Origin of the sequence: Enterococcus durans, assembly GCF_002277935.1 — a bacterium.
In the GTDB taxonomy this organism is placed as follows: domain Bacteria; phylum Bacillota; class Bacilli; order Lactobacillales; family Enterococcaceae; genus Enterococcus_B; species Enterococcus_B durans.
The window spans coordinates 2,637,187-2,659,271 of the sequence record NZ_CP022930.1; the positions used below are offsets into that span (position 1 = coordinate 2,637,187).

Sequence of the window (22,085 nt, forward strand, 5' to 3'; positions counted from 1 at the left end):
TCCTCACTCCATTCTCTCTTGAACCGGCGGACGGGTATCAAAGGCATGGAAGAGTTCTTCAAAGACTGGATGAACTTGAACCACACCTACTCGACCATACAAATCTTGCATCAAGCATTGACCGTTTTCCAAATCTCGCAGACGTTTTTGATTGCTTTCATCCTCTTGATCCAAGCCAAAGAATTCCAAGGTTTTTTTGATTTCATGAATATCAGTACTTCGAAAAGCAAATTTCAATCCGATATTGTTCTTCAAACGTTCATCCAGTAAGTCATCACTATTTTGCGTGACAAAGTAAACACCGGCATTCATCGCCCGCCCAGCACGAACTAATTTATTCGATAAGGTCTTTCCTTGTGCCACTTGAAGAAAACTCCAAGCTTCATCCAAATCTACAATCTTGAAAATTTCTCGATTACTATGGATAAAGTCCAAGGAAAAAGTCGAAATAACGATTAGCATCGAAACACTCAGCAATTCCATGGTGGTATATTCTTCAAAAGTGGTTTCTGCATCTGGTAAAACCAAATCCGCTACTTGAATGATATTTAACTGCTTATCTAAACTAATCGACTGGGTAATCGAACCATCTGAGAAAAGCAAATGGGCAAAATCATAATCGGTAAAAGACTCGATATGATCGGCGATATTTTCTGCAACTGGCGAGCCTTCATTTCGAAGTTCCTTAATGACTTGTAGCAATCCTCGTTGATCACTTTGAGTAACGGTTCGAATGGCCTTGCGTAAAACAGGGAACTTCTCCCCATCTCGACTAGAAATTCCTGTTAAAAAGGTCAGAATATCAATCGCTAAACTTTCTGAGTCTTTCTTTTTCTTCATGATGACATAGGGATCAAGTAAGCCTTGATTTTCTGGTTTACTAGTTAAGTTGAGGATATTGATTTCCTCCGCAATTTCTGGCAAGTTTTTTTTCCAGCCACCTCGTTCTCCTTTTGGATCAACAATCACGGCTTGCCCACCAAAAAGGACGGCGTAATAGACTAAGAGATTGTTACTGAAAGATTTTCCGCCACCAAGAGAACCGAGAAAAGCCGCAGCTAGTGCATTGGTTACTGAACCCTTTACCCCTTGTGAGGCCAATGCCGGTTTCAGGTAAACATCCCGCCCTGTATCTACGTTATAGCCAAAGTAAATTCCTTCCAATTCTCCTAGCATCTGTGTAGCTCCAAAGCCAAGTCCCGCCAAAAAATCAGAGGTAACATACTGAATATAGTCATTCATATAGCGTTTGCTTGAAGGTAAAAACTCTTCATGTAAGCCCATCATATCGCCAAAGGGCCGGACTAGTTTTACATTGGTATCATCATAAAAATCAAGTACTTCATCACATCGCCGCTTTAGTTCATCTACTGATTCGGCACTCACCCGAACCACATAGCTCAGTTTGTACATGGATTCTTTCGACTGATCTAAGGTAGTTTCCAATTCATCCACGGAATCCAACGCATCTAATACATTGGCATTCGTTTCATTATCGGATTGGTAAGCATGGTTGTCCAAATCTTTTAATTCCTTTTTCTTATTGCGAACGGTAGCAAGTGCTTTTTTGTTCGTCACAATCTCTACATTCATTGAAGTATCAATCGGAAAAGTGAATTGTTGTTGTTGGTAATAGAAAAGTTCTGAGGAAGGAAATTCCATCTCCCCTACGATCGTATTGATTGTCAGATACGCTACATACGATTCATGATTTTCATGTTCCATGCGTAAGTACCGAGGCTTTTCTTCAATCAAACAACGAGTGGGACGTAATAGGTCATAGTGTTTCACCAGCGTTTCTGATTTCAGCTTTTTCTTTGGTAACTGAAAATCATATTCTTCAAACGGTGTGCCTTTTTCACCATAGATATGTTCAATCAAATACGTCAGATCACTCGGTGTGACACGTCTGACTTTAAATCTTCGAGCCAATTTACTTTCCATTAGTTTTTCAAGCTTGGTATACCGGCGAATTTCTTCATTGGATAAGGAAACAAAATCACCCATCAAATGATGATTCACTCCATAGACAAATTCTTGAAGTCCAGAAAAGAAAGATTTCCTGAGATTCTTTAGGTTGAACTCTTCATCTGTCGCAATTAGTTTGAAGCCAATAAAAAAGCGATAATCAATCTGACTATCGCCAATCATGGATACTAATGCATCTGTCTGTAGGTCAATCCGTTGTTTCGCTACTTCTTTGAGTCTACCGGTGATTTCTTTTTTCGATCGTTCTTGCGTGGCACGAATACTACTTTCTGTGGCAATTTGCAATGCATGGATCTTGCCTTCACGATTCTGAGCAATCAATTGGCGAAAGCTATCGTGGATTTGATACTTCTGTTCAGGTGACAAAAAGGAGTAATTGTAAGGCACTAACTCATAGTAGGCAAAACACTCGCCTTCTTGGTTAAACACAAGATTATTTTCGATATACTTAATCGGGTACATAGTTCACACTCCTTACTAAGGTGGTTGGTTCGTCCCATCGTTTCTTCTGTTCTTTAACTTTCTTTCCTGCAAAAGTGATCTTAAACCGTAAGTGATAACTGATAAAGGATCGTAAAAATCCCAATGGTTTCTTACCGTCAAAGGTCTTTTGCGACATGAACCAAGTGACCGCCACCGGTATGCCCAAGTATTTAAAAAAAGCCCCCTCTATCATAGATAGTGGAGGCACATGGGCAAATACGATGACAAACAGCAAGGATAAAACAAACCAAGCCATTTGGTTAAATGTCACAGGAAAAGGCAGCTGAAAGTCATTAATCGCATAAATGACTTTTTCAACTGCCCAAATACTGGTGTAGCTTTTTATTTTTTTCATATTTCACCTCAATTTAAAATAAAGAACCACAGTGTACACACTGCAGTTCTTTGTTATTACTTATCTATGAGCATTGAAAGGTACTCTTTATTATCTTGATAGTCATTAAAATTCATGAGTTGATACTTGTCATTATTAAGCGTAATAATATTCAGTTCTAAATCATCATCGTACTCATTTCGATTAAACCCTAAAGTTGAAAGGATACACTGAGTATCAGTTTGAATATTTTCAAAAATATACTCAAATAGAGTCTCCTTTTTTTGATCATCAAGCTCACCATGGTTGGGACTGTCCATAACAATTGGAAATTCAATTGCTTCAGGATTGAATTCATTTTTTATTTTTAATAAATTCATATACCAAATTACAGTTGCAATAGGTTTATTACTACCAGAAGCTTTTACATTTTTCTCAACTTTTTCAATGGATGAATCTGGTATTTCTTTCAAGCCAAATTTTACGATATCTTGCTTCATAGATTTATAATAAAAGGCGTTCACTTCTTTTTTCTTTTTTGAATATGCTCTCAACTTCTTGCTTACATCATTATTTTCACTAGAGATTTTTCTATTATATAAGTCTTCCTCCGCCCATTCTAATTCTAACTTAGTCTTAAGATCAGAATATCCCTGTATCTTCAGAATCTCATCATGACTCTCTTTCGTTCCTTTAAGCAGCTTATTGTACCCGTTTAATCTAGAAAGATGTTTACTATAAACATGCTCCTTTTTTTCAATATGCCGATTGGTTTCTGAAATAAGTCGTTGTAGTTCAAGACTTACTTGCGACAAATCTTCGATATTGATATTTTTCACCATACGTACATCTAATGTATCTTCTAAATCCTGCTGACATAATGGACAAGAATGTTTTTCCAATACATGATTTATATCTCTAACCTCATGACGTTTACGCTTATTGACATCCTCCAAGGTTTTAATAATATTCACTTGATTACTTCTAAGGTTTGCCAGTTCATTTTTTACTTTTCTTAAATCATCGTATATAATCCTATATTTCTTTTCCTGCCGATTCAACTCTTCTCGCAATGCCTCTACTTGCTCTGGAACAGCTTCTGGTAGTTCTTGATCAATTTTTTTCAACATATTCCCAATAGTTACGAGTTCATTATCACTTACTTTCAACTTTTCTTTCAACTCATCTTGTTTAAGTCTCAAATCAAAATATTCCCGATTGAACAAACCAAAATGTGTATACAGCAATGCTTCTTGAAATCTTGTAAATTGCCCCAAACCAGAAAAAGATTCAAACTTGCTTCCTTTCATATGATCCTGATCAATAAAATTCAACATATACGCAAATGCCGGCGGAGCAATCATTAACTTTTTATCATTCCTTGATGGTAGATAAACTGAAAAGTCAAACAACGAATACAGCCTCTCAGCCAACTCTGTTCTTATATCCGTACTTAATAATAGATTTTTTTCAGAATCAAACAACTTGAAAAATTTCCCTAATCGCAACATAGTAAATTCACTATTATTGATCATAAAATCTATAACAAAAGTAACAGAATCTTTTTTTAAATTGTCATCAAAAAAACTATCTGCACCTAAAGTATGAAAAATGCTCTTTAAAATAAGAGATTTCCCTCTCTGATTACCATCTTCCTGATCAGAGGTGACAATGTTAATTCCTGAAGTAAAAGATACTTTCTTTGCCATTTGTGATGCTGTTGAGAACAGATATATATTTTTCACAATCAGCGACTTCGTCATCATAAAACCTCCTCCAATTTAATCAAAACTACCAAAGATAACAACTCTATCTCTTCTAAAGAGAATTCAACTGGAAAATCTACATCGGTAATCTCAATGAACTGCCTCACTAAGCTGAACATTTCATCTGCCTCTAAATCACTTGCTTTAGCGATTACATCTTTTTTTATTTTCTCTTCAAGCTTTTGCCAATAATAATCCATTCTTAACCGAGAAATTACATCAGGAATCATAGAAAAATATTTCAACCTTTCCCCCATATTCATTACAGAATCTTGGATATATTTTTTACACTGTTCTGCAATAGAAAAGGATTGCTCTGCATACCGCCCCATAATCAAATTTACTCGATCTGATGAAAGACCTTTTTTATCCAATACTTCTTGACGCGAAGTAATAGAAAATTCATAATTTGCTTTTAACTGTGCCTCTTCCGCTAAAAGATTTAATAATGCTCCAGGTTTAATAGGATCTTCACCAAACATCTGAATGAAAAAAGAATTAACACGACCTACCATCGTATCTTTATATGCAGAAATATTTAAATCACTATTAATAAAAAAAATATCTGATAAATCGATTTCTTCATCAGGAAATTCAGCTCTAATAGCTTTCAGAATTGATTCTCTATTTTTTTCATCCAACAGACTTAATTGAAATTCCGAGTTAGGTAATTTTGAATTACCTGGTACAGCTAAATGTAAGTTAGATACAATAGCTAGTTTAGATTTTGGGTGACCGGCAACATATTCGGTATGTCTTATTTGATATAAGGTACTAATTATTGAATTATTTTTCTTTGAATCTTTCTTTGTAAGGGATCCGATAGTATATGATTTAGCATTCTTTGTTTTAACTTGAAAAAATTCGAACCGATCTGGATGATGAATTTCAATATCACAAACATAATCAAAAACCATTGTGAAATCAGATGAAATAGCTAACTCATGTAGAAATTTATCAATTCCCCAATAAATTTCAAATGAAAAGCGATTTTTTGAACGTGCCCCAGAAACATCTGCTTGATAATTCAAATACGCCTCATCTATCCCCATAATTGTGCCTCCTTGAAAGTGCTGTTATTATTATAACACCTTCTTTGGAATGCTTGCTATACAGCATAAAAAAATCAGTTTAAACCATATTTAAGATATATATACAACCCGTTAATTTTATTAATTATTTTACTAAAACATCCCCTTTACATATTAGAACACTCGTTCCCCTTTTTAGTCAAGGAAATATATTTGTTATATTATATACAATATTCAAAAACACCACGACTAGTAGTCAAATAATTTCCACTTATTTCCAAGTCTCGGCCATAAGCTTCATAATCAATATAATTTTGTAGGTGTATAGGAACCTCTCCCAAAGCGCCTGTTTCTTCAATCAAATAATACGCCACATCACTCATATCAGCGCAATCCGGATAATAGACAATATCATCCACATGCTCTACCATTTCCTCGAAAGAATTGAAGAAAGCGTGTTGAATCTCAGAAGCAACTTCACCAATTGGCGTTCCTTCAAGCTCTTCTGCTAAGCTACACAACCGGTTAATCTCTTCAATTGGCGTATACTCATCAATCTCAAAAGGCAGTTCATAATCATGAATCGCGTACTCTTCGTATTCGTCATTTAATCCAATCCGTTCTTTGACCTCATCAAAATCGACAGGTGGGGTAAACCACGCCCCAACCAACTCACCTTCATTGTATTTTCCAAGGTTCGCAATATACACACGCATCTGTTCCATCGTGATTCCCCCTCAGGCACCGACAATTCGGTTAAACAAATTGAGTAAGACATCCTTCACTCCAGAAGCATTAAAGACCAGACCGACCGCAATCAAAGCAGTCACCAAGAAGCCAATCAGTTTGGAAAACTCACGTTTAAATCCTAAAAACAAACCAATGACCACAATCGCTAGTAAGACTAAAGATTGAGCATTGGTTAAAAACCATTGATATAAATTTTGTCCGAAATTCATCTTGTCACTTTCCTTTCTTTTCCATTGCTCGATCCGCTGCTGCACTTGCGTTCATCAAGCACATCACGGTAACGCCGAGCATACTACCACCAAATACCAATAACATATCTTTTACAATTCCCATCAAAATTCCTCTTTCATATAATCAAGTCTTCAATTGCCATACTTTGTTGCTCCAAAATCTTTTTATGCCGGTCTGATAACCGCGCATTCTGTACCATATCCTGGATATACGTTGTTTGATTCAATCGATCCAACTCCTTAGCCATTTTCCACGTAGGGGCGACTTGGCGTCCAAGCCAATTCAAGGTTCGTTCGATAGTATAAGGTTTCGGTTCAGAAGTTAATTGAATTTCCTTCCGATTCCGTCCAATAAAGCGCCCCCATTGTTCATTCAAGGGCCAGTTGGTCCGCCGTTTTCCTTCCACCTTATCCGCAAATCGCAAGTAACGATTGATAATGGAAAACGTGGTGCTCTCAATGCTACGACCTTTTAATAAATCTTGAATTGCATGATAAGCACGTTCATTTTTCAACCGAATCTCAAAGCGGTTTTTCGTTTCGGACTGGTCTAATGGAATTCCTAACTTGATATATTGCTCATAATCTTTTTCGTACAAACAGAAATAAACTTCACTTTTAAGGCTTCCAATATACAGGGTATTTCCCATACCATCCTTTTCATCAGCTTTCAACAGTTCTCCGGAACGATAGCTTTTAAAGGTACGGAACAAGGAAATACATTCTTCCTTCTGACATTTTTTCGTTAACTCAGGAATATCCAATAAGCCAACTCGATCATTGATTGCTAAATCCAAGCGTTTCATCACGCCACCAGCTTTTAGACAATCTTCGAAAAAATCGTACCAGCTACGCTTTTGAGCGAGTAAAAAAGTTTCAAATTGCCGACATCCTCGCCCTTTTAATTCCAAAAGAACGCCCTTATCTTCTTCATGTGACAACATCACCACAATATCGCCCATGACATATTGTTCCTGATAGGAGTAAAAGGCGTAATCCTCATGAAGCATATACTCAAATTTCAAATGGAGAATTTCTTGAATAATTTTCCGTACATCCGTTGTGGGGAAACGAATCCTTACATAGTCAAACAGTAACGTCAAAGGCAAATCGGGATTGAAACTTTCCAGTTGGTCAAAAATTTTCCTCATGGTCTTTGTAGAGGCGGTTACGCCACCGTTTTCTATCTGATTTAAATAGGGACGGCTAAGCCCGCAAGCCGTAGCCAATTTATTTTGTGAAACACCATATTCATTGCGTCGTTCTTTTAATAACCGATAATCTAAATTCCGTTGTGTCAAGTTCTCACCTCCAAGTTCAAGGTGTTAACTTTTTCAAATGAGTTAACACCTATGCAAATCGCTTAATATCCTTGATACAACAAGCATTTTTAATGGTTGCTTGCTTTTTTTTGTGTTTTTGTACCCCCCTGTTAGATACAGGGGGTGAGACATCATGGCCGGCTGCCGCCGTCCATGAACAGGCACAGCACCACGGAGGATTTCTGCTTCGCAAATCCCCCGCGGTCAGCGCCTATCAGTGGGTTATTTCCCTATTACTCCGCGGTGATACCCTCAATTTCCAATTCTGCTTTTATCTCAAACAAGTATTGGCGGATATCTGGTTCTTTGGCAAGGTCCGCAATCCGTTCAAATTCACTGATGACTTGATTCAACTCAATTCGAGTATCGGTTTCCTCGTCCATTACATACGAATCACTTGGGACCTTCACCCCGTTTTTACGAATATCGAAATTGAGCTGGTATAGTTCTTCCTCTAGTTCCGGATCGGATTGAATCTTACCAATCACCCAATAGATTTCCCCAATCAACTCATCATAAATCATCTATTTTTACCTCCTTCAATCTTCTGGCAATATCAAAAATGAACGAAACTGTGACTGAGTTTCCGGCCTGTTTATACAACTGACTATCTGAATTGACTTGAGATGCCCGGTCAAAGGCCCAATCGGGAAAGCCCTGAAGACGCCAGCACTCCCTAGGTGTTAACTTTCGAATCTGGTACTGATCTGTGACAACCGCTTGTTGGTCTCCTGTTAGTAACATATGCACACTTTGTTTTCCCAGACGGCCTCGACGATTTGTGGAATTAGGAAAAGCCAGGTTCACACTGTCCCCTGGCTTCACCTCTTGATATTCTGTTTTATTTTTCCGAATCATAATCTTCGTTCCCCCTTGCTTCGTTGACAAGGTGGGAGCTGTTCCGGTTACTTCATAGACCCGATTGCCTTGTTCAAAATTTCCTGACAACATACCCGCTACAGAAATTCCATCATTTACCGGTAAGGCAATTTTGATTCCTTCATCGCCGGTTAAGGTTGGAGCTACGCCATCTGATCCATAAACTTGACCACCCATTCCTCGATTGGAAGGATTGATATTCAACAAGTTTCTGATGTTTTGATCAGATGTTGCAGACGATCCAATGATAGGAAATACTTGTTCGGTACATGCGTCTCGAGAATGTCCGATAAGGAAGACCCGCTCGCGGCTTTGGGGAACGTAGGCCTTTGAGTTAAGCACCTGCCATTCCACATCATACCCCAATCCATCCAACGTTCGGAGGATCGTCTCGAACGTAGCCCCTCTTTCGTGATTGAGCAATCCTCGGACGTTCTCAAGGAATAGAAGCTTTGGTCGGAGAAGAGCGGCGAACCGAGCGATTTCAAAGAATAAAGTACCTCGAGTATCGGAAAATCCTTGCCGCTTTCCCGCAATTGAAAAAGCTTGGCACGGAAATCCGCCACAAAGGGTGTCCACTGGTCCGAGGGATTGAACAAACTCGTCTGATACACTTGTGATGTCATGCATTTCCACCTCCTTACTTGTATCATGGATTGCCTTATAACTCCGGCGAGCAAATTCATCAATTTCACAAAAGCCGATACACTGGTGGCCCGATTGTTCCATACCTAAGCGAAAACCACCAATCCCGGCGAATAAATCTAAAAATGTCATACATCACCTCATTCATTGCAAAGAAAAAAGCCAAGAACATTTTTGCTCTTGGCTCTTAAAACTATTTCAATTTCAAATTTATTTTTCTTTATCCAAACCAATCAATTCTCGTTGTTTTCGATTGGATTCATCTGCTACAAATTTAAAGACTGTCTTCAGCTCTTTCGCAGAGGCATTCTTTTGTAGTGTAGAAAAGTTACGGTTATACTTCTCCATAATTTCTTCAACTTTTTCTTTCTCAGTCATGTAGCTCTTCCTCCAATCTTTCTTTCGTATAACTGATTGGTAATGCTAACTCAACATTATCAATATCCATTAGGAAATCAGAAATCGTATTTTGAAAATCCTTCACTAAGATATTGATAGTTACTTTCTCTTGAAATTGTTTTTTCACCCGCATCAAATTTTTCTCGATTGGAAAAACGCATTGATAAAACGTTCTTTAGGAACAAAACGGCCCTCAACTTCTTCTCGCTTTTTAGTAAAGTTCCAAGCAATAAATTGATCTTGATAAACATAATAGATAAGCACATTATAATTCTTTTTGAGTGCCCGTTCAATATTTTGATTTACCTTAAAAGTCGCAAACGTGCCATCAAGAATAAAACTATAACCCTTTTTAAGAACTAAATCGAGAGCCGCATCTACCAAAAGTGCTGATCCTCGTTGAAATTCATCTGAATTATTCCCAACATAACCTGGGAATAATTCACGAAATTTATCAGCATCGATTACACAAAGATTACTATTCAATGCCGTCAAAGTTTGTGCAGCCTCAGTCTTTCCAGCCCCAGGACTTCCAGCCATAAAAATGGCAGTCTTTTCTTCCTCTTTTTCTTTCCCATCAGTAATAGAAGAAATTAATACTTTTTTGTTCTCTTTAGCATACTGTAAAGAATAATCCTCTGTCATTTTTATTGCACCTCCTGACGCTATCATCCCTAGTTTATCATACTTTTAGTCCGATACCCTAGAATACTAAATTTCTCTGTAGCTGTCATTTTTCTTTTGATTGCGCTACTTGTTTGATGGATTCCAAGAAATCATACCCTTTTGGTACAAGTGGCGTATAAAACTCACTAATAACACTGCCCCCTGTATCCACATAGCCTCGCCCCTTAATTCGTTTCATAAAGAAATTTTTATCAACTTCTCCATACATCATGGAATACCCGAGTTCACTCATGCGACCCAAAGCCACTCGGAAATTGAATTGATCCCGAATTCCGTCTCCTAAATATTTCGCATCTGGTCTTTGGCAGGCCAAAATCAGAAAGAACCCAGACTGACGACCTAGCATCACGATTTGTTTGAGCTTATTCAAAATTACCGCACTTTCCTTAGTTGTTAACATTTCCATATAAGCCACGTATTCATCAAAGATTAAAAAGTTTGGCGGAAGTCCAAGATAGGCATAATTCTCTCCTGTTTTATAGTTGGGCATTTCTTTCATTGCCTTGCTACGAGTCATCATACGTTGGTAAAAATCTTCCACACATGTAGAAATTTCTTCTTTTTGGGAGTATACGTGAGGCATCACCGTACCTAAATCGGCGAGGTCCGCATTTTTTGGATCAAGAACAAATAGTTCTGCATCTGACTTTAATAGTGCTTCGATAATGGTGAGAAGCAAATAGGTCTTTCCTCCACCTGTACCGCCAGCGATTAACATACGAGGCAAGGAATCATAGGCCCATACGTGATTTTTCATCAATCGCAGAGTTCCATTTTTTGCCACCACTTCTTCAATTCCAATTCGATTAGCAATCATATCGTATAACAAGGTGTATTCCACATAGGAGTCTTTGAGTTCCTTTTCTACTAACTCACAATACAGTCCGCTTTCTAACTTCTTTTCCAACTTTAAAAGCTGATCTTGGTATTTCCCAAGTGAAATTTGAACGCGAATAGAAAGTAAACCATCCTTCATTCGATAATAGATTTTGGGAAAGTAACTGATACTCTCTCTGGTCCGATTACTATTCAAATCTTTGAAAAAGCCTTCACTTTGAGTTTGCTTCACTTCATACCAATGATTTTCTAGAATCATCCGAGCCAGCTTTTGTCGATGCCATAAACTTCGCCAATGGTCCTGAAAAAAGTGAATATAAAGCAATATCATGCTTCCCGAAAGAGCGAGACTTCCTAGTAAGCAGAGTAAATCTTTCATGGACCAAACGATTTCACTAGTGGAGAATGTTACTTTAGAAATCTCAAATTGTCTAAGCTCTTGAAAATAAAAGACGCCCATCCAACCGATGAATAAAGCGATTAGCCACTCAAGAATAAAGTGATAAACCAAGTGCTGATCTCCTGCACGTATGCGATGTCCTTTGTACATTTTGATGGTTTCCACCTCCAGTCGAAAATTGCCCAATAAAATCATATTGGGCAATTTCAAAAAGTTATGCTAGTCATTTACTGCTACGGAGAGTTGTTTTGTTTCAACCAATTGCGTTAAGAAACCTTCAATGGCATCCGACATCTCCACACCAATTTCTTCCAAGACAGATTCCGCCTGCCGACATAAGTTTTCATTTACTTCGACAACCATAAAGAAGGACTCTTCTTCCCCTAACCAATTTAGTACATCAAAGTCTTCCTCATCAGTTTCAAAAAAATCCTGATTCATAATAAGAAATGCTTTTTCATCTATCGTCAAATCCTCGTTGACTTGTTCTTTGGTTAGTTCTCCTTTGCTATAACGATCTAGACAATCTAAAATATGTTCCACATTAATTTCCATACGCTTCACCTATTTCTTTCCTTCATTTTGGTTTGTAGGATTTCCTTGATTCGGTTGGCGTTTTAAGACTAAATCATCCGCCTTAATGAACCAATTGACAGTTGTTCCTTCTCGAAAAACATAGTTGGCAACGGTATCCACGATAGGATTGACCAGCTCTACCTCTGCATCATAAGCAAACTCACGTAAGGGTACATTTGCTGGGATACTAACTTGGATCATTCGACCTTGCGCGGAGGATTTCAAATTATAGGTTCGTTCTTTTACCTCATTACTAACCGTTCCATCCTCATTTTGTTTCCGTACTTCTCGACGTAATGCGGAAAAGCGCAACTTCCCAAACGTTAGTCCTAAATCTACGACAATACCTTCTGTTAATCTCATCTTCTTTTCCTCCTATGCTTTCACTAAATCATCGACATACAACACGTAATCGGTAAAACCGCGGTTTTCAATCTCATAGCCTTTGGCAACCAAGTGGGGATTCACGGCTTTTAGCGGTTGGTCTTGATCAAAATCCTTTTCGCCGGCTTCTGCAGCTACCACCACTTCAATATCATCGGCCCGTTGCTTACTGGAGTATAGATGATAACTGCGACCAATCACCGTAGTATTCCGACCATATCCTTCTGTTAAAATGTCACCTTCACCGGCATAACTTATCTTTCCAAAAGTTTCGGCCATATCCGGCACGACAAATTTCAATTCCATATTTTTTTCCTCTTTTCATTGTTAGTTTTGGATACAAAAATAGCGCGACCACTTTTTTAGGAGGCGGTCGCGCGCATTATTTTTTCCTATTTACTTGTTTCATCTCATCACCTTAGTTGCGGTGATTCCAGAAATAATAGCCAGCCGTCGCAAAGATTAAAGTAAAGCCAATGAACAGTAGCACATTGGAATTTTTCTCCCCAGTTTGAGGGAACGTCTTCACTGTGGAGCCAGAATCTTGAGAGTCGCTTGAAACAGTTGGTGTTTCCGGTTGTTCTGGTGTACTTGGTGTGGTCGGAACTTTTTTTGGAGTTAAGGTTTGGGATTTTTCTTTCAAATCTTCATTATGTTTTCCATTGATATTCCCATCTTTATCATAATTGATTTCCGCAAAAGTAAACTTGGTTCCTTCTGGATACTTTCCAGTGTCTACTTTTTCTGCAAGCACAGTTTTGGTAAATTCTTTGTCATTCACTTCGTAATCAATTTTGCCAGATTTCCAAGCTTCTTTGTTCGTGCCATCTGGTAATAAGGCATACAGAATTGTTTCAAAAGCTTCTTTTGAGCCATCCAGTACATCATGGGTAATGGACACATCATCAAACATATCCACCACATCACCATGAGTAAAGGTCTGAGAACCGTCTTCTAGGTGCGCTTTTGTTTGAATGGAAACATGACGTTCCACTGTACAATTGACAGTTTGGGCTTGATTATTCAAACTAGCATCCTTCGCTACTGGCTCATCGCCTGCTTTAAAGGCTTCCTTATTTTCATACACATAGTTGAACAAGACGATGGTTTTATCCAAAACTTGTTCGGCGGTTAATTTATGCAGAATTTCCCAAGTTCCTGTTTTTTCTTTATTCGCCAAAGTGGCCGTTGTTTCGGCAATCACGAGTGGTTTGGCTTTTTCATCTTTTTCTTGAGCAGCTTTTGTCTCCTCCACATCAATGACTTGTGCTACGATATACCAGTCCTCTTTGATTTCATGAAGATTGTAACTCAATTTATCAACTAGCTCGGTAGAATCAAGGGTAGTCAATTCTTTGTCTCCGTCTTTCCAAGTCGCAAGAGAAGTTACACTATCTTCTTCCTCAGGCAAATCATAGAGCATCAAACGGTTCAAGCTAACGGAAAATTCGTTGTTCGTCAGCTTCTCGTAAGGAACGGTCACCGTCTTAATTGGTTGTTTTTGGCCTTGTTCGGTAATGGTAAAGACATACTCACTCTTCACATAGTTGTCTTTGTTTTCTTTAAAAGTAGAACGGATTTCTAGTGGTGTAATCTTTTGAAACCCTTCCGGCGCTTCTACTTCTTCAAGTAAATAATCCCCATAAGGAAGATTTTCAAACTTGCCATAGCCATCAAAGCCTAATTGTTCGTTATAAGCAGTGATTGATTCATCTTCAGCTCCTGTAATCTCATTGGTTCCTTCCAACGGCGACACTTTAAAGGTCAGATCATTGAAGCCAGTTTCGGCAGTTCCCGCAGCTGATCCGGCAAACTTGAAGAAATCAAAACCAAAGCGAATTACTTGTTCTTTTGCCGTGATATCTCGGGTAATGACCGCATTCTCAGCGCTATCATCAACTTTCTTAATAGAAATAGGGTATTTAGTTTGATCTAAACTATATCCTTCTGGTGCTTTGGTTTCTTGCCAATAATACTCGTTGATTGCTAAGTGTTTAACGGCAACTTGATTCTTTTCATCCAAAGTCAAAGTCACTATTTCATCAGAAGCTTGCGTTCCTTTCACTAATTCTGGTTTAAAAGTTTCACTCCATTTAACAGCTTTTCCATCCCTAGCAGTAAACAAGGTGTATTCAGCTCCCTCGAAGACTGCTTTACCCTGTGTTTTATCTCCAGTATCTTTGTCTTCTTTTGTCAAAGTGGTTTCCCCAGTAATTTCTTGGTTTTGCCCTTTGACATTACTGGTAACAAGAGCTACGGTTTGATTGGCATACTTCAATTCGACTTTTAGTGGTTTGAAAGTATTCACGAAGCCATTAGATGCTTTGATTTCGGTCACGTAGTAAGTTCCCAATTCCAACGCGTTAGCAATCTCTTTTGGTGTTTCCGCATGACCTTTTTCATCCGTGGTCATTTCTTGGACGATTTCACCGGTTGGGCTATCTTTGCGAATGACAAACGTATTTCCAGCTAAAGAGTAATTGTCATTCCAAAGATCACTCCCTGTTTCAATCCCAGTTTTATCCAGAATGATTTGACCTTTTTCTCGCGTATTTTTTGAAGTCACAGAAATGGTTTCGCCTGCTTTAATCGTAGCAGTCATGGGTGTAGTATCAATCGTATAAGGCGCCAGTACCGATTTTTCGGTAATGGTTACCTTTGTACCATGAGGAATCCCATCCAATGTAGCAATGCCTTCTTTATCAGTAGTCACATCTTTTGCGGGTAAAGTTTTCCCAAAATCTAAATGGAAAATTGTCCCTGGGACAACATCACCTGATTCTTTATCGACTTTTTTTATCTTCAAAGAACCCTCAGTTTCTACGTCAATTTTAATCGTATAGCTATTAGGTTTATCAATTGCACCAGCCATGACTGTTTGAACCCCTGCTTTCTTATAGGCCACTGGAGTTCCAGTTCCAGCTGATTTTTTTAATGTTAATGTGCCTGACTTGGAATTAGGATTTGGTGTAAACACAAGTTGATTCCCACTTACTCGGTAATCAATATTTGCCGTATTTTGAACCACTTTATCAAACTCAGATAAATTTAAATCATTTTTATCCGTTAAAGTTGTCGATTGACCTAAAATTGTTTTTACCGTGGTATCATTAAAACTTGGCTTTTTTTGATAATCCTCAATTGCTTTGTTAATTTTTCCTTCAATAGAATTTATATCAACTGTTGCACCTCCTAATCGTTTTATTGAATGAAGGGTATAACCGTTTACTTCCTCCCAAATCATCTTTTGTGCCACCATATTTGTGTCCATATCTGTTCCTGCCTTTTTCCAAAGAACGGAAACTAGCTTCGCTTTTTCAGACATTGATGGTAATGGATTTTTTACATAACCTGGAGTAACTTCTGTTGGAATTGTAACTCCCGGTTCCATGCAAAAAACTGTTTGTTTCGAACCATTGTATTCAGCATATAGCGGGGTAGTACGTTCTGAGAGCATGCTGCCATCGCTAAAAGTTCCATCAACTTCATACAGTTTACTTACGTCATAATAAATTGTTACCTCTTGAGGGTGAGTAATTTCATCTGCAAAAGCAATCGTAGGACCAATCGCTCCACCAATTGTTTGGCCCAACAGAGCCAAAGTCGTAAACAATCGCCATTTTTTAAATATCGGTTTTTTCATATAATTAATCTCCTTTCCCATTTGGGTAATAGAAAAGAGACATCCATCTCTGAATGTCTCAAATGTTTAAAACTATTTTTTTCAAAAATTATCAGATACCATATATCAGAAACTCCAAAGAGACTTTTCCTATATAGGCATACTGGATAATGCGATCCGTATTTGGGATATCTTTTCCGTTCTCGTATTTGTCCATTGACCATTTTGTAATAGACGGCGAAAAAAACTTTCCAAAGTCTTCTCTTTCTAAACGATAATCTCTTCGAATCTTCCTGAATCTTAGTCCCATGCGGAAAGGATCCAACTTTTCAAATTGATTGATCATATTTCCCCTTCTCAACATCTTGCTAAAAGTCTCTCCATACAAAATATAAGGGACAGTCACTTTCCCAAGATAGGCAACATTCATTAATCTTTCAATATCAGGAATGTTCGCACCCTTTTCCCATCTATTCACAACATTCTTACCTGCTGGTCGAGTAAAGTTCTTACCAAATTTTTCCAGTGTCTCACCTCGATTTTTCCGAATCTCTTGGATTCGTTTTCCCATCGCTATTTTATCGATAAGGGGTAATTTAAACGAACCACCCTCTTGTTTTATATCCATCAAAATTTCTTTACCATCGTTAGAGAGAAACACAGCAATTTTTTGTTGCATTTCCTTCGATGGTTTTCTCTTTCCGTTTAAAACATAACTAAGTGATACTTCACTAGTCCCTACTTTAGTAGCCAACTCTTTATTGAGCAACTTGTTCATGTCTCTGTATGCAATTAGTTGATCAATAAGAAGCCCAACTCTATCCTTCTCATCTTTTAATAGAGTTTCTACATTCAGAATTTTACTTAGTGTATCATCTACATCTTTTGGAATTTTCCTTGTTCCTTTTTCATACTTGACTAAGGCACTTTGCGAAATCCCCGCTAAGTCGGCTAGCTTCTTTTGAGACATTTTTTTCTCTTTCCTTAAAGATTTAAGAAATTCTCCACTTATATTTTCAGACATGAAAAAAGCACCTCCTATGAGATGCTTTCATCATACGCTGACGGTTAAAAACCTTCAAGGAAAATATTCCATTTTTGTTAATTTTAACACAACCGTGACAACCGTATGACAGTTTAAACTTTTTTAAACGGGTAAATCACGAATTTTACACCACTCGAAAAGGTTGATTTAACAGGATTTATCGTTGATGAAAAGCTATTTCGCGTTATCCTGGTCGTCCATTTTCAGAACGGCCATGAAGGCTTCTTGTGGGACTTCTACTGAGCCGATTTGTTTCATGCGTTTCTTACCTTCTTTTTGTTTTTCAAGAAGTTTTCGTTTACGCGAAACATCTCCGCCATAACATTTTGCCAAAACGTTCTTACGCAACGCTTTGATGTCTGAACGGGCGACGATTTTTTGACCGATAGCGGCTTGGATCGGTACTTCGAATTGTTGTCGTGGAATCAGTTTTTTCAATTTTTCAACGATTGCTTTTCCTCGTTCATAGGCAAAGTCACGATGGACGATGAAGCTTAAGGCATCGACTGTTTCGCCGTTCAATAAAATATCCATTTTCACTAGCTTGCTCTTTTGATAGCCTGACATGTCATAATCAAGTGAGGCGTAGCCCTTCGTACTTGATTTTAGTTTATCAAAGAAGTCAAAAACGATTTCAGAAAGTGGAATATTATAAACGACATTTACGCGGTAATCATCTAAGTAATCCATGGTGATAAAATCTCCACGTTTTCTTTGTGAAAGTTCCATTACAGCTCCGACATACTCATTTGGTACCATGATTTGTGCCTTGACGAAAGGTTCTTCAACATCTTGGATGGTTACTGGTTCAGGAAAATCTGCTGGGTTGTCTACGACTGTCATAGAGCCGTCTGTTTTATTGACATGGTAGATTACGGATGGTGCAGTCGTGATCAGTTCTAAATTGAATTCACGTTCTAACCGTTCTTGAACGACATCCATGTGTAGCAATCCCAAGAATCCACAACGGAAACCGAAACCTAGTGCTTGAGAAGTTTCTGGTTCGAATTGGAGCGCAGCATCATTTAATTGTAACTTATCCAATGCGTCACGCAGATCATTGTAACGGGAAGTATCGATAGGATATAGTCCACAATAAACCATTGGATTCATTTTTCGATAACCTGGCAGTGCTTCTTTTGCTGGATTGTTAGCTAGAGTAACCGTATCCCCTACTCGTGTGTCTTGGACTGTTTTGATACTTGCAGTGATATAACCGACATCACCGACCATCAAAAAGTCTCTTGCAACAGCTTTAGGTGAAAAAACACCTACTTCCGTTACATCAAATGTTTTGCCGTTGCTCATCAACTGGATCTTATCTCCTGGTTTTACCACGCCATCTGTGATGCGGACATTTAATACGACCCCGCGATAGCTATCGTAGACTGAATCAAAGATCAGTGCTTTCAATGGTGCTTCTAAATCTCCAGATGGTGCAGGAACATATTCGACGATTTGTTCTAGGATCTCTTCAATACCGATCCCTGCTTTGGCACTGGCTAAAACTGCTTCGCTTGCATCGAGTCCAATGACATCTTCGATTTCTTGACGTACTCTTTCAGGGTCTGCTGCTGGTAGATCGATCTTATTGATGACTGGCAAGATCTCCAAATCATTATCTAAAGCCAAGTAAACATTTGCTAGTGTTTGTGCTTCGATTCCTTGGGCAGCATCGACGACTAAAACAGCTCCTTCACACGCAGCTAAACTTCGTGATACTTCATAGGTAAAATCGACATGTCCTGGGGTGTCGATGAGATGAAAAATATATAATTCTCCATTTTTAGCTGTATAGTTTAGTTCTACAGCATTTAATTTAATCGTGATCCCACGTTCACGCTCTAGATCCATTGAGTCTAATAGCTGATCTTGCATTTCACGAGACGTCACAGTGTTCGTCTTTTCCAAAATACGATCGGCCAATGTAGATTTCCCATGGTCGATATGAGCGATGATCGAGAAATTCCGAATTTGCTCTTGGCGTTGTTTCATTTTTTTTATATCCATAGCGTCTCCTCTTTTCTTATAATCAGCACTTTCCATTATATCAATGAAAAGAATGAATTTAAAGACTTTTTACCTAGTCGGCTTTAGAAGTTTTTTTGCTGAAATTTTGCTATACTAGTAACAAGTAAATAATTGGAGATGAAAGAATGGATCAAAGAGATTTCAGAGAAAATCTTGAATTAAAACCTGTTACAGAAGAACATGTGGATCAGTTCAATGAATTGCTCTCTTATGTCTTTCAAGTAACTGAAGCGGATATTGAAGAGAGCGGATTTGAAAGCAAGCGTGCCTTTATCCGCTCAAAACGACCAATCCTGGAGTTATCTGAAGTATTTGGTTGGTTCCACGAAGAAAAACTGATTTCACAGATTGCCATCTATCCCTGTGAAGTGAATATCCATGGTACGCCTTATAAAATGGGGGGTGTAACTGGTGTGGGAACTTATCCCGAATACGCAAATCATGGGTTGATGCAAGACTTGATCATCGTAGCATTAGATAATATGCGTAAAAACAAGCAATGGATTTCCTATCTTTACCCTTATAGTATTCCTTACTACCGTCGTAAGGGCTGGGAGATCATGTCTGATAAACTGTCTTTCAAGATACGTGATACCCAGTTACCAAAGCAAGTGCCGGTGAGTGGTATGGTGGAACGATTGCCTGTTGATCATCCGGATGTCTATAAAGTTTATCAAAAATTTGCTGGTCAAAATCATGGTGCATTGTTCCGAAGTGATTTCCACTGGGAAGAATACTGGCGTTTTGAGAATGAGGATGAACGGACGGCTGCTGTTTATTACAATTCTGCTCAAGAGCCGATTGGTGTTCTTTTTTATTGGGTAGCGGAAGAAATTTTCCATGTGAAGGAAATGTTCTATTTGAATCAAGAGGCGCGCAATGGTCTGTGGAATTTCATTTCTGCCCACTTCTCTATGATCTACTGGGTTCATGGCGATATCTATAAAAATGAACCATTAGCCTTTTTGATTGAAGATAGCCAGATCAAAGAACAGATCGAACCTTATTTTATGGCAAGAATCGTTGATGTGAAAGAATTCCTTGCACGTTTTCCTTTTGCCGCTTCTGCCAAACCTTTCCATTTTATCGTGGAAGATCCGGTAGCTCCTTGGAACAATGGTATCTTTGGCTTGGTTTGGGATGAGAATGAACACTTAAAAATAGTCAACGAACCTGTTGGCCAACCTGTTCGTCTTTCTGTTCAAACATTGACTTGTTTGATGATGAATTATCGCAGAGCTTCTTATTTGGCCAGGATCGAACGGATCGAAACAGATAAAGAAACATTAAAGACACTGGAATTGATTATTCCGAATATGGAAGCTTACTTCAGTGATTATTTCTAAATAAAGGATGATAAAAATGAATATATATTTTGCTGCCCCATTATTTGCTAAAAGTGATTTACTCTATAACGCCATGCTTGTAAAGAAGATCCGCGCTGTCTCAGAAGATCTGACTGTTTATTTGCCTCAGGAAAATGAAGCTATCAATGATAAAACAGCTTATGCAGATAGCAAAATGATTGCTTTAGCTGATACGGAAAAAGTTTTAGAAAGTGACTTGATGATTGCTTTACTTGATGGATTGACGATTGACGCTGGCGTTGCTTCAGAAATTGGTGTGGCTTACGCAAAAGGTATCCCGGTCATCGGTCTGTATACCGACAGCCGTCAACAAGGTGGTTCACACCCTAAGAAACTTGAGGCGTTGCAACAAGTCGCGGAAAATCAATTCCATTACCTTAATCTCTATACAGTTGGCCTGATCAAATTAAACGGATCGATCGTTTCTGATGAAACAGAACTGCTAGAAGCGTTGAAGGTCTATTTAAAAGGAGGACAATTGAATGAGTAAAACAGTAAAAAAGGTGCAGATTGCCCTTGTTGTTTTCGGTCTTTTTGTAGTTTGCTACAACATTTTTGAATTTATCACCAATAAATATTCGACGACTCAAGGGATTACATTTATTATTGAATCTTTAGCAGGAATCGTATTGATTTTTCTCCCTCAGATCATGAAGAAATTATTTCATTTGCATATTCCAGATGCTATCGTGCTATTTTATTGGTTTTTCTTGTTTATCTCGGTCTTTTTAGGAACTGGGATGCATTTGATCAGTATCATTTCTTTTTGGGATAAAATCTTACATGCGGTGAGTCCGATGGTGCTGACAGCATTGGGCTATGGACTGATCGGGTTGCTTCTCAAAAAAGCGCCTATTGCTAAAACAAGTCCTTGGTTGTTCTTGCTTTTCGGTTTTGCCTTTGCTGGTCTATGTGGTGTCTTTTGGGAATTCTGGGAATTTCTCTGCGATCAATTCTTAGGAATGAATCTGCAACGATTCGCGGCTTCTGATGGTACACTATTCGTTGGTCGGGCTGCTTTGATGGACACGATGGGGGACTTACTGACGAACACAGTTGGTGCCTTGCTCATGGGGATTTTTGCTTGGGTACAAGGAAAAAATGATCCGGCTTATTTTGAAAGCTACCGTTTAGAGATCATAAAAAGCAAATAGCTGAATGCACCTTACAGTTGTATGACATCTTAAGAAATTAAGTCGAGATTCGCGAAAACTTTTTTTAGTTTTTGAGAATTTCGACTTATTTTTTTCAAAAAGATCAACTTTTCGATGGTTATTCGATTTAATAGGTGCGATAAAAATACCACTT

At 38.3% G+C, this 22,085-nt stretch carries 21 protein-coding genes and 1 pseudogene; 3 read left to right on the plus strand and 19 right to left on the minus strand.

Features of this window, described 5'->3' with window-relative positions:
* Positions 1-3: 3 nt before the first annotated feature.
* From tcpF to lepA, 19 genes and pseudogenes are all read right to left on the minus strand, one after another.
* Positions 4-2,451 carry a conjugal transfer ATPase TcpF gene (gene tcpF, locus CJZ72_RS12565; protein ID WP_095443914.1) on the minus strand — a complete coding sequence of 816 codons (2,448 nt, stop codon included), beginning with the start codon at positions 2,449-2,451 and terminating at the stop codon, positions 4-6.
* Entirely contained in the window at positions 2,438-2,827 is a 390-nt protein-coding gene (locus tag CJZ72_RS12570) for a conjugal transfer protein (protein ID WP_095443915.1), read from the minus strand. Before CJZ72_RS12570 ends, tcpF begins: the two co-directional genes overlap by 14 nt.
* Before the next feature lie 56 nt (positions 2,828-2,883).
* Positions 2,884-4,569, minus strand: coding sequence for a coiled-coil domain-containing protein (locus CJZ72_RS12575; RefSeq protein ID WP_095443916.1), 1,686 nt, complete (start codon positions 4,567-4,569; stop codon positions 2,884-2,886).
* Positions 4,569-5,624 carry a dsDNA nuclease domain-containing protein gene (locus tag CJZ72_RS12580; protein WP_095443917.1) on the minus strand — a complete coding sequence of 352 codons (1,056 nt, stop codon included), beginning with the start codon at positions 5,622-5,624 and terminating at the stop codon, positions 4,569-4,571. Before CJZ72_RS12580 ends, CJZ72_RS12575 begins: the two co-directional genes overlap by 1 nt.
* 200 nt (positions 5,625-5,824) lie before the next feature.
* On the minus strand, positions 5,825-6,328 hold the full coding sequence (locus CJZ72_RS12585; protein WP_095443918.1) for an antirestriction protein ArdA: 504 nt from the start codon (positions 6,326-6,328) through the stop codon (positions 5,825-5,827).
* Between the two features lie 12 nt (positions 6,329-6,340).
* Positions 6,341-6,562: a hypothetical protein gene (locus CJZ72_RS12590; protein ID WP_095443919.1), complete on the minus strand. Its 222-nt coding sequence runs from the start codon at positions 6,560-6,562 to the stop codon at positions 6,341-6,343.
* Between the two features lie 4 nt (positions 6,563-6,566).
* On the minus strand, positions 6,567-6,686 hold the full coding sequence (locus CJZ72_RS12595) for a DUF3789 domain-containing protein (protein ID WP_095443920.1): 120 nt from the start codon (positions 6,684-6,686) through the stop codon (positions 6,567-6,569).
* 13 nt (positions 6,687-6,699) lie between these two features.
* Positions 6,700-7,884: a MobT family relaxase gene (mobT, locus tag CJZ72_RS12600; protein ID WP_095443921.1), complete on the minus strand. Its 1,185-nt coding sequence runs from the start codon at positions 7,882-7,884 to the stop codon at positions 6,700-6,702.
* 254 nt (positions 7,885-8,138) lie between these two features.
* Positions 8,139-8,429 carry a hypothetical protein gene (locus CJZ72_RS12605; protein WP_095443922.1) on the minus strand — a complete coding sequence of 97 codons (291 nt, stop codon included), beginning with the start codon at positions 8,427-8,429 and terminating at the stop codon, positions 8,139-8,141.
* Positions 8,419-9,561: a DNA cytosine methyltransferase gene (locus CJZ72_RS12610; RefSeq protein ID WP_095443923.1), complete on the minus strand. Its 1,143-nt coding sequence runs from the start codon at positions 9,559-9,561 to the stop codon at positions 8,419-8,421. The genes CJZ72_RS12605 and CJZ72_RS12610 overlap by 11 nt, the downstream gene beginning before the upstream one ends.
* 78 nt (positions 9,562-9,639) lie before the next feature.
* On the minus strand, positions 9,640-9,807 hold the full coding sequence (locus CJZ72_RS12615) for a hypothetical protein (protein ID WP_002298811.1): 168 nt from the start codon (positions 9,805-9,807) through the stop codon (positions 9,640-9,642).
* Positions 9,800-10,473: pseudogene (locus CJZ72_RS12620) on the minus strand (zeta toxin family protein). The gene CJZ72_RS12615 and the pseudogene CJZ72_RS12620 overlap by 8 nt, the downstream one beginning before the upstream one ends.
* Positions 10,474-10,558: 85 nt before the next feature.
* Positions 10,559-11,902, minus strand: a complete 1,344-nt coding sequence (locus CJZ72_RS12625) for an FtsK/SpoIIIE domain-containing protein (RefSeq protein ID WP_095443924.1) — start codon at positions 11,900-11,902, stop codon at positions 10,559-10,561.
* Positions 11,903-11,971: 69 nt separating this feature from the next.
* A complete protein-coding gene (locus CJZ72_RS12630) occupies positions 11,972-12,307 on the minus strand; it encodes a type II toxin-antitoxin system RelB/DinJ family antitoxin (protein ID WP_095444052.1) in 336 nt (111 codons plus the stop codon).
* 9 nt (positions 12,308-12,316) lie between these two features.
* Complete coding sequence (locus tag CJZ72_RS12635) at positions 12,317-12,691, minus strand: YdcP family protein (RefSeq protein ID WP_095443925.1); 375 nt, start codon at positions 12,689-12,691, stop codon at positions 12,317-12,319.
* 12 nt (positions 12,692-12,703) lie between these two features.
* Positions 12,704-13,018: a YdcP family protein gene (locus CJZ72_RS12640; protein WP_095443926.1), complete on the minus strand. Its 315-nt coding sequence runs from the start codon at positions 13,016-13,018 to the stop codon at positions 12,704-12,706.
* A gap of 112 nt (positions 13,019-13,130) precedes the next feature.
* The gene (gene fss3, locus CJZ72_RS12645) at positions 13,131-16,355 is read right to left on the minus strand and encodes a fibrinogen-binding MSCRAMM adhesin Fss3 (RefSeq protein ID WP_095443927.1); all 3,225 of its coding nucleotides are present in this window, start codon (positions 16,353-16,355) and stop codon (positions 13,131-13,133) included.
* A 91-nt stretch (positions 16,356-16,446) separates the two neighbouring features.
* A complete protein-coding gene (locus CJZ72_RS12650; protein WP_095443928.1) occupies positions 16,447-17,358 on the minus strand; it encodes a helix-turn-helix domain-containing protein in 912 nt (303 codons plus the stop codon).
* A gap of 195 nt (positions 17,359-17,553) precedes the next feature.
* Complete coding sequence (lepA, locus tag CJZ72_RS12655; RefSeq protein WP_095443929.1) at positions 17,554-19,389, minus strand: translation elongation factor 4; 1,836 nt, start codon at positions 19,387-19,389, stop codon at positions 17,554-17,556.
* A gap of 146 nt (positions 19,390-19,535) precedes the next feature.
* Between lepA and CJZ72_RS12660 the strand changes: the two genes are divergently transcribed.
* Genes CJZ72_RS12660 through CJZ72_RS12670 form a run of 3 tightly spaced genes read left to right on the plus strand, consistent with a single transcriptional unit; the run spans position 19,536 to position 21,931 of the window.
* Positions 19,536-20,756, plus strand: a complete 1,221-nt coding sequence (locus CJZ72_RS12660; protein WP_081134483.1) for a GNAT family N-acetyltransferase — start codon at positions 19,536-19,538, stop codon at positions 20,754-20,756.
* A 16-nt stretch (positions 20,757-20,772) separates the two neighbouring features.
* Complete coding sequence (locus tag CJZ72_RS12665; protein WP_081134484.1) at positions 20,773-21,267, plus strand: nucleoside 2-deoxyribosyltransferase; 495 nt, start codon at positions 20,773-20,775, stop codon at positions 21,265-21,267.
* Positions 21,260-21,931 carry a hypothetical protein gene (locus CJZ72_RS12670; protein ID WP_005879840.1) on the plus strand — a complete coding sequence of 224 codons (672 nt, stop codon included), beginning with the start codon at positions 21,260-21,262 and terminating at the stop codon, positions 21,929-21,931. Before CJZ72_RS12665 ends, CJZ72_RS12670 begins: the two co-directional genes overlap by 8 nt.
* Positions 21,932-22,085: the final 154 nt, after the last annotated feature.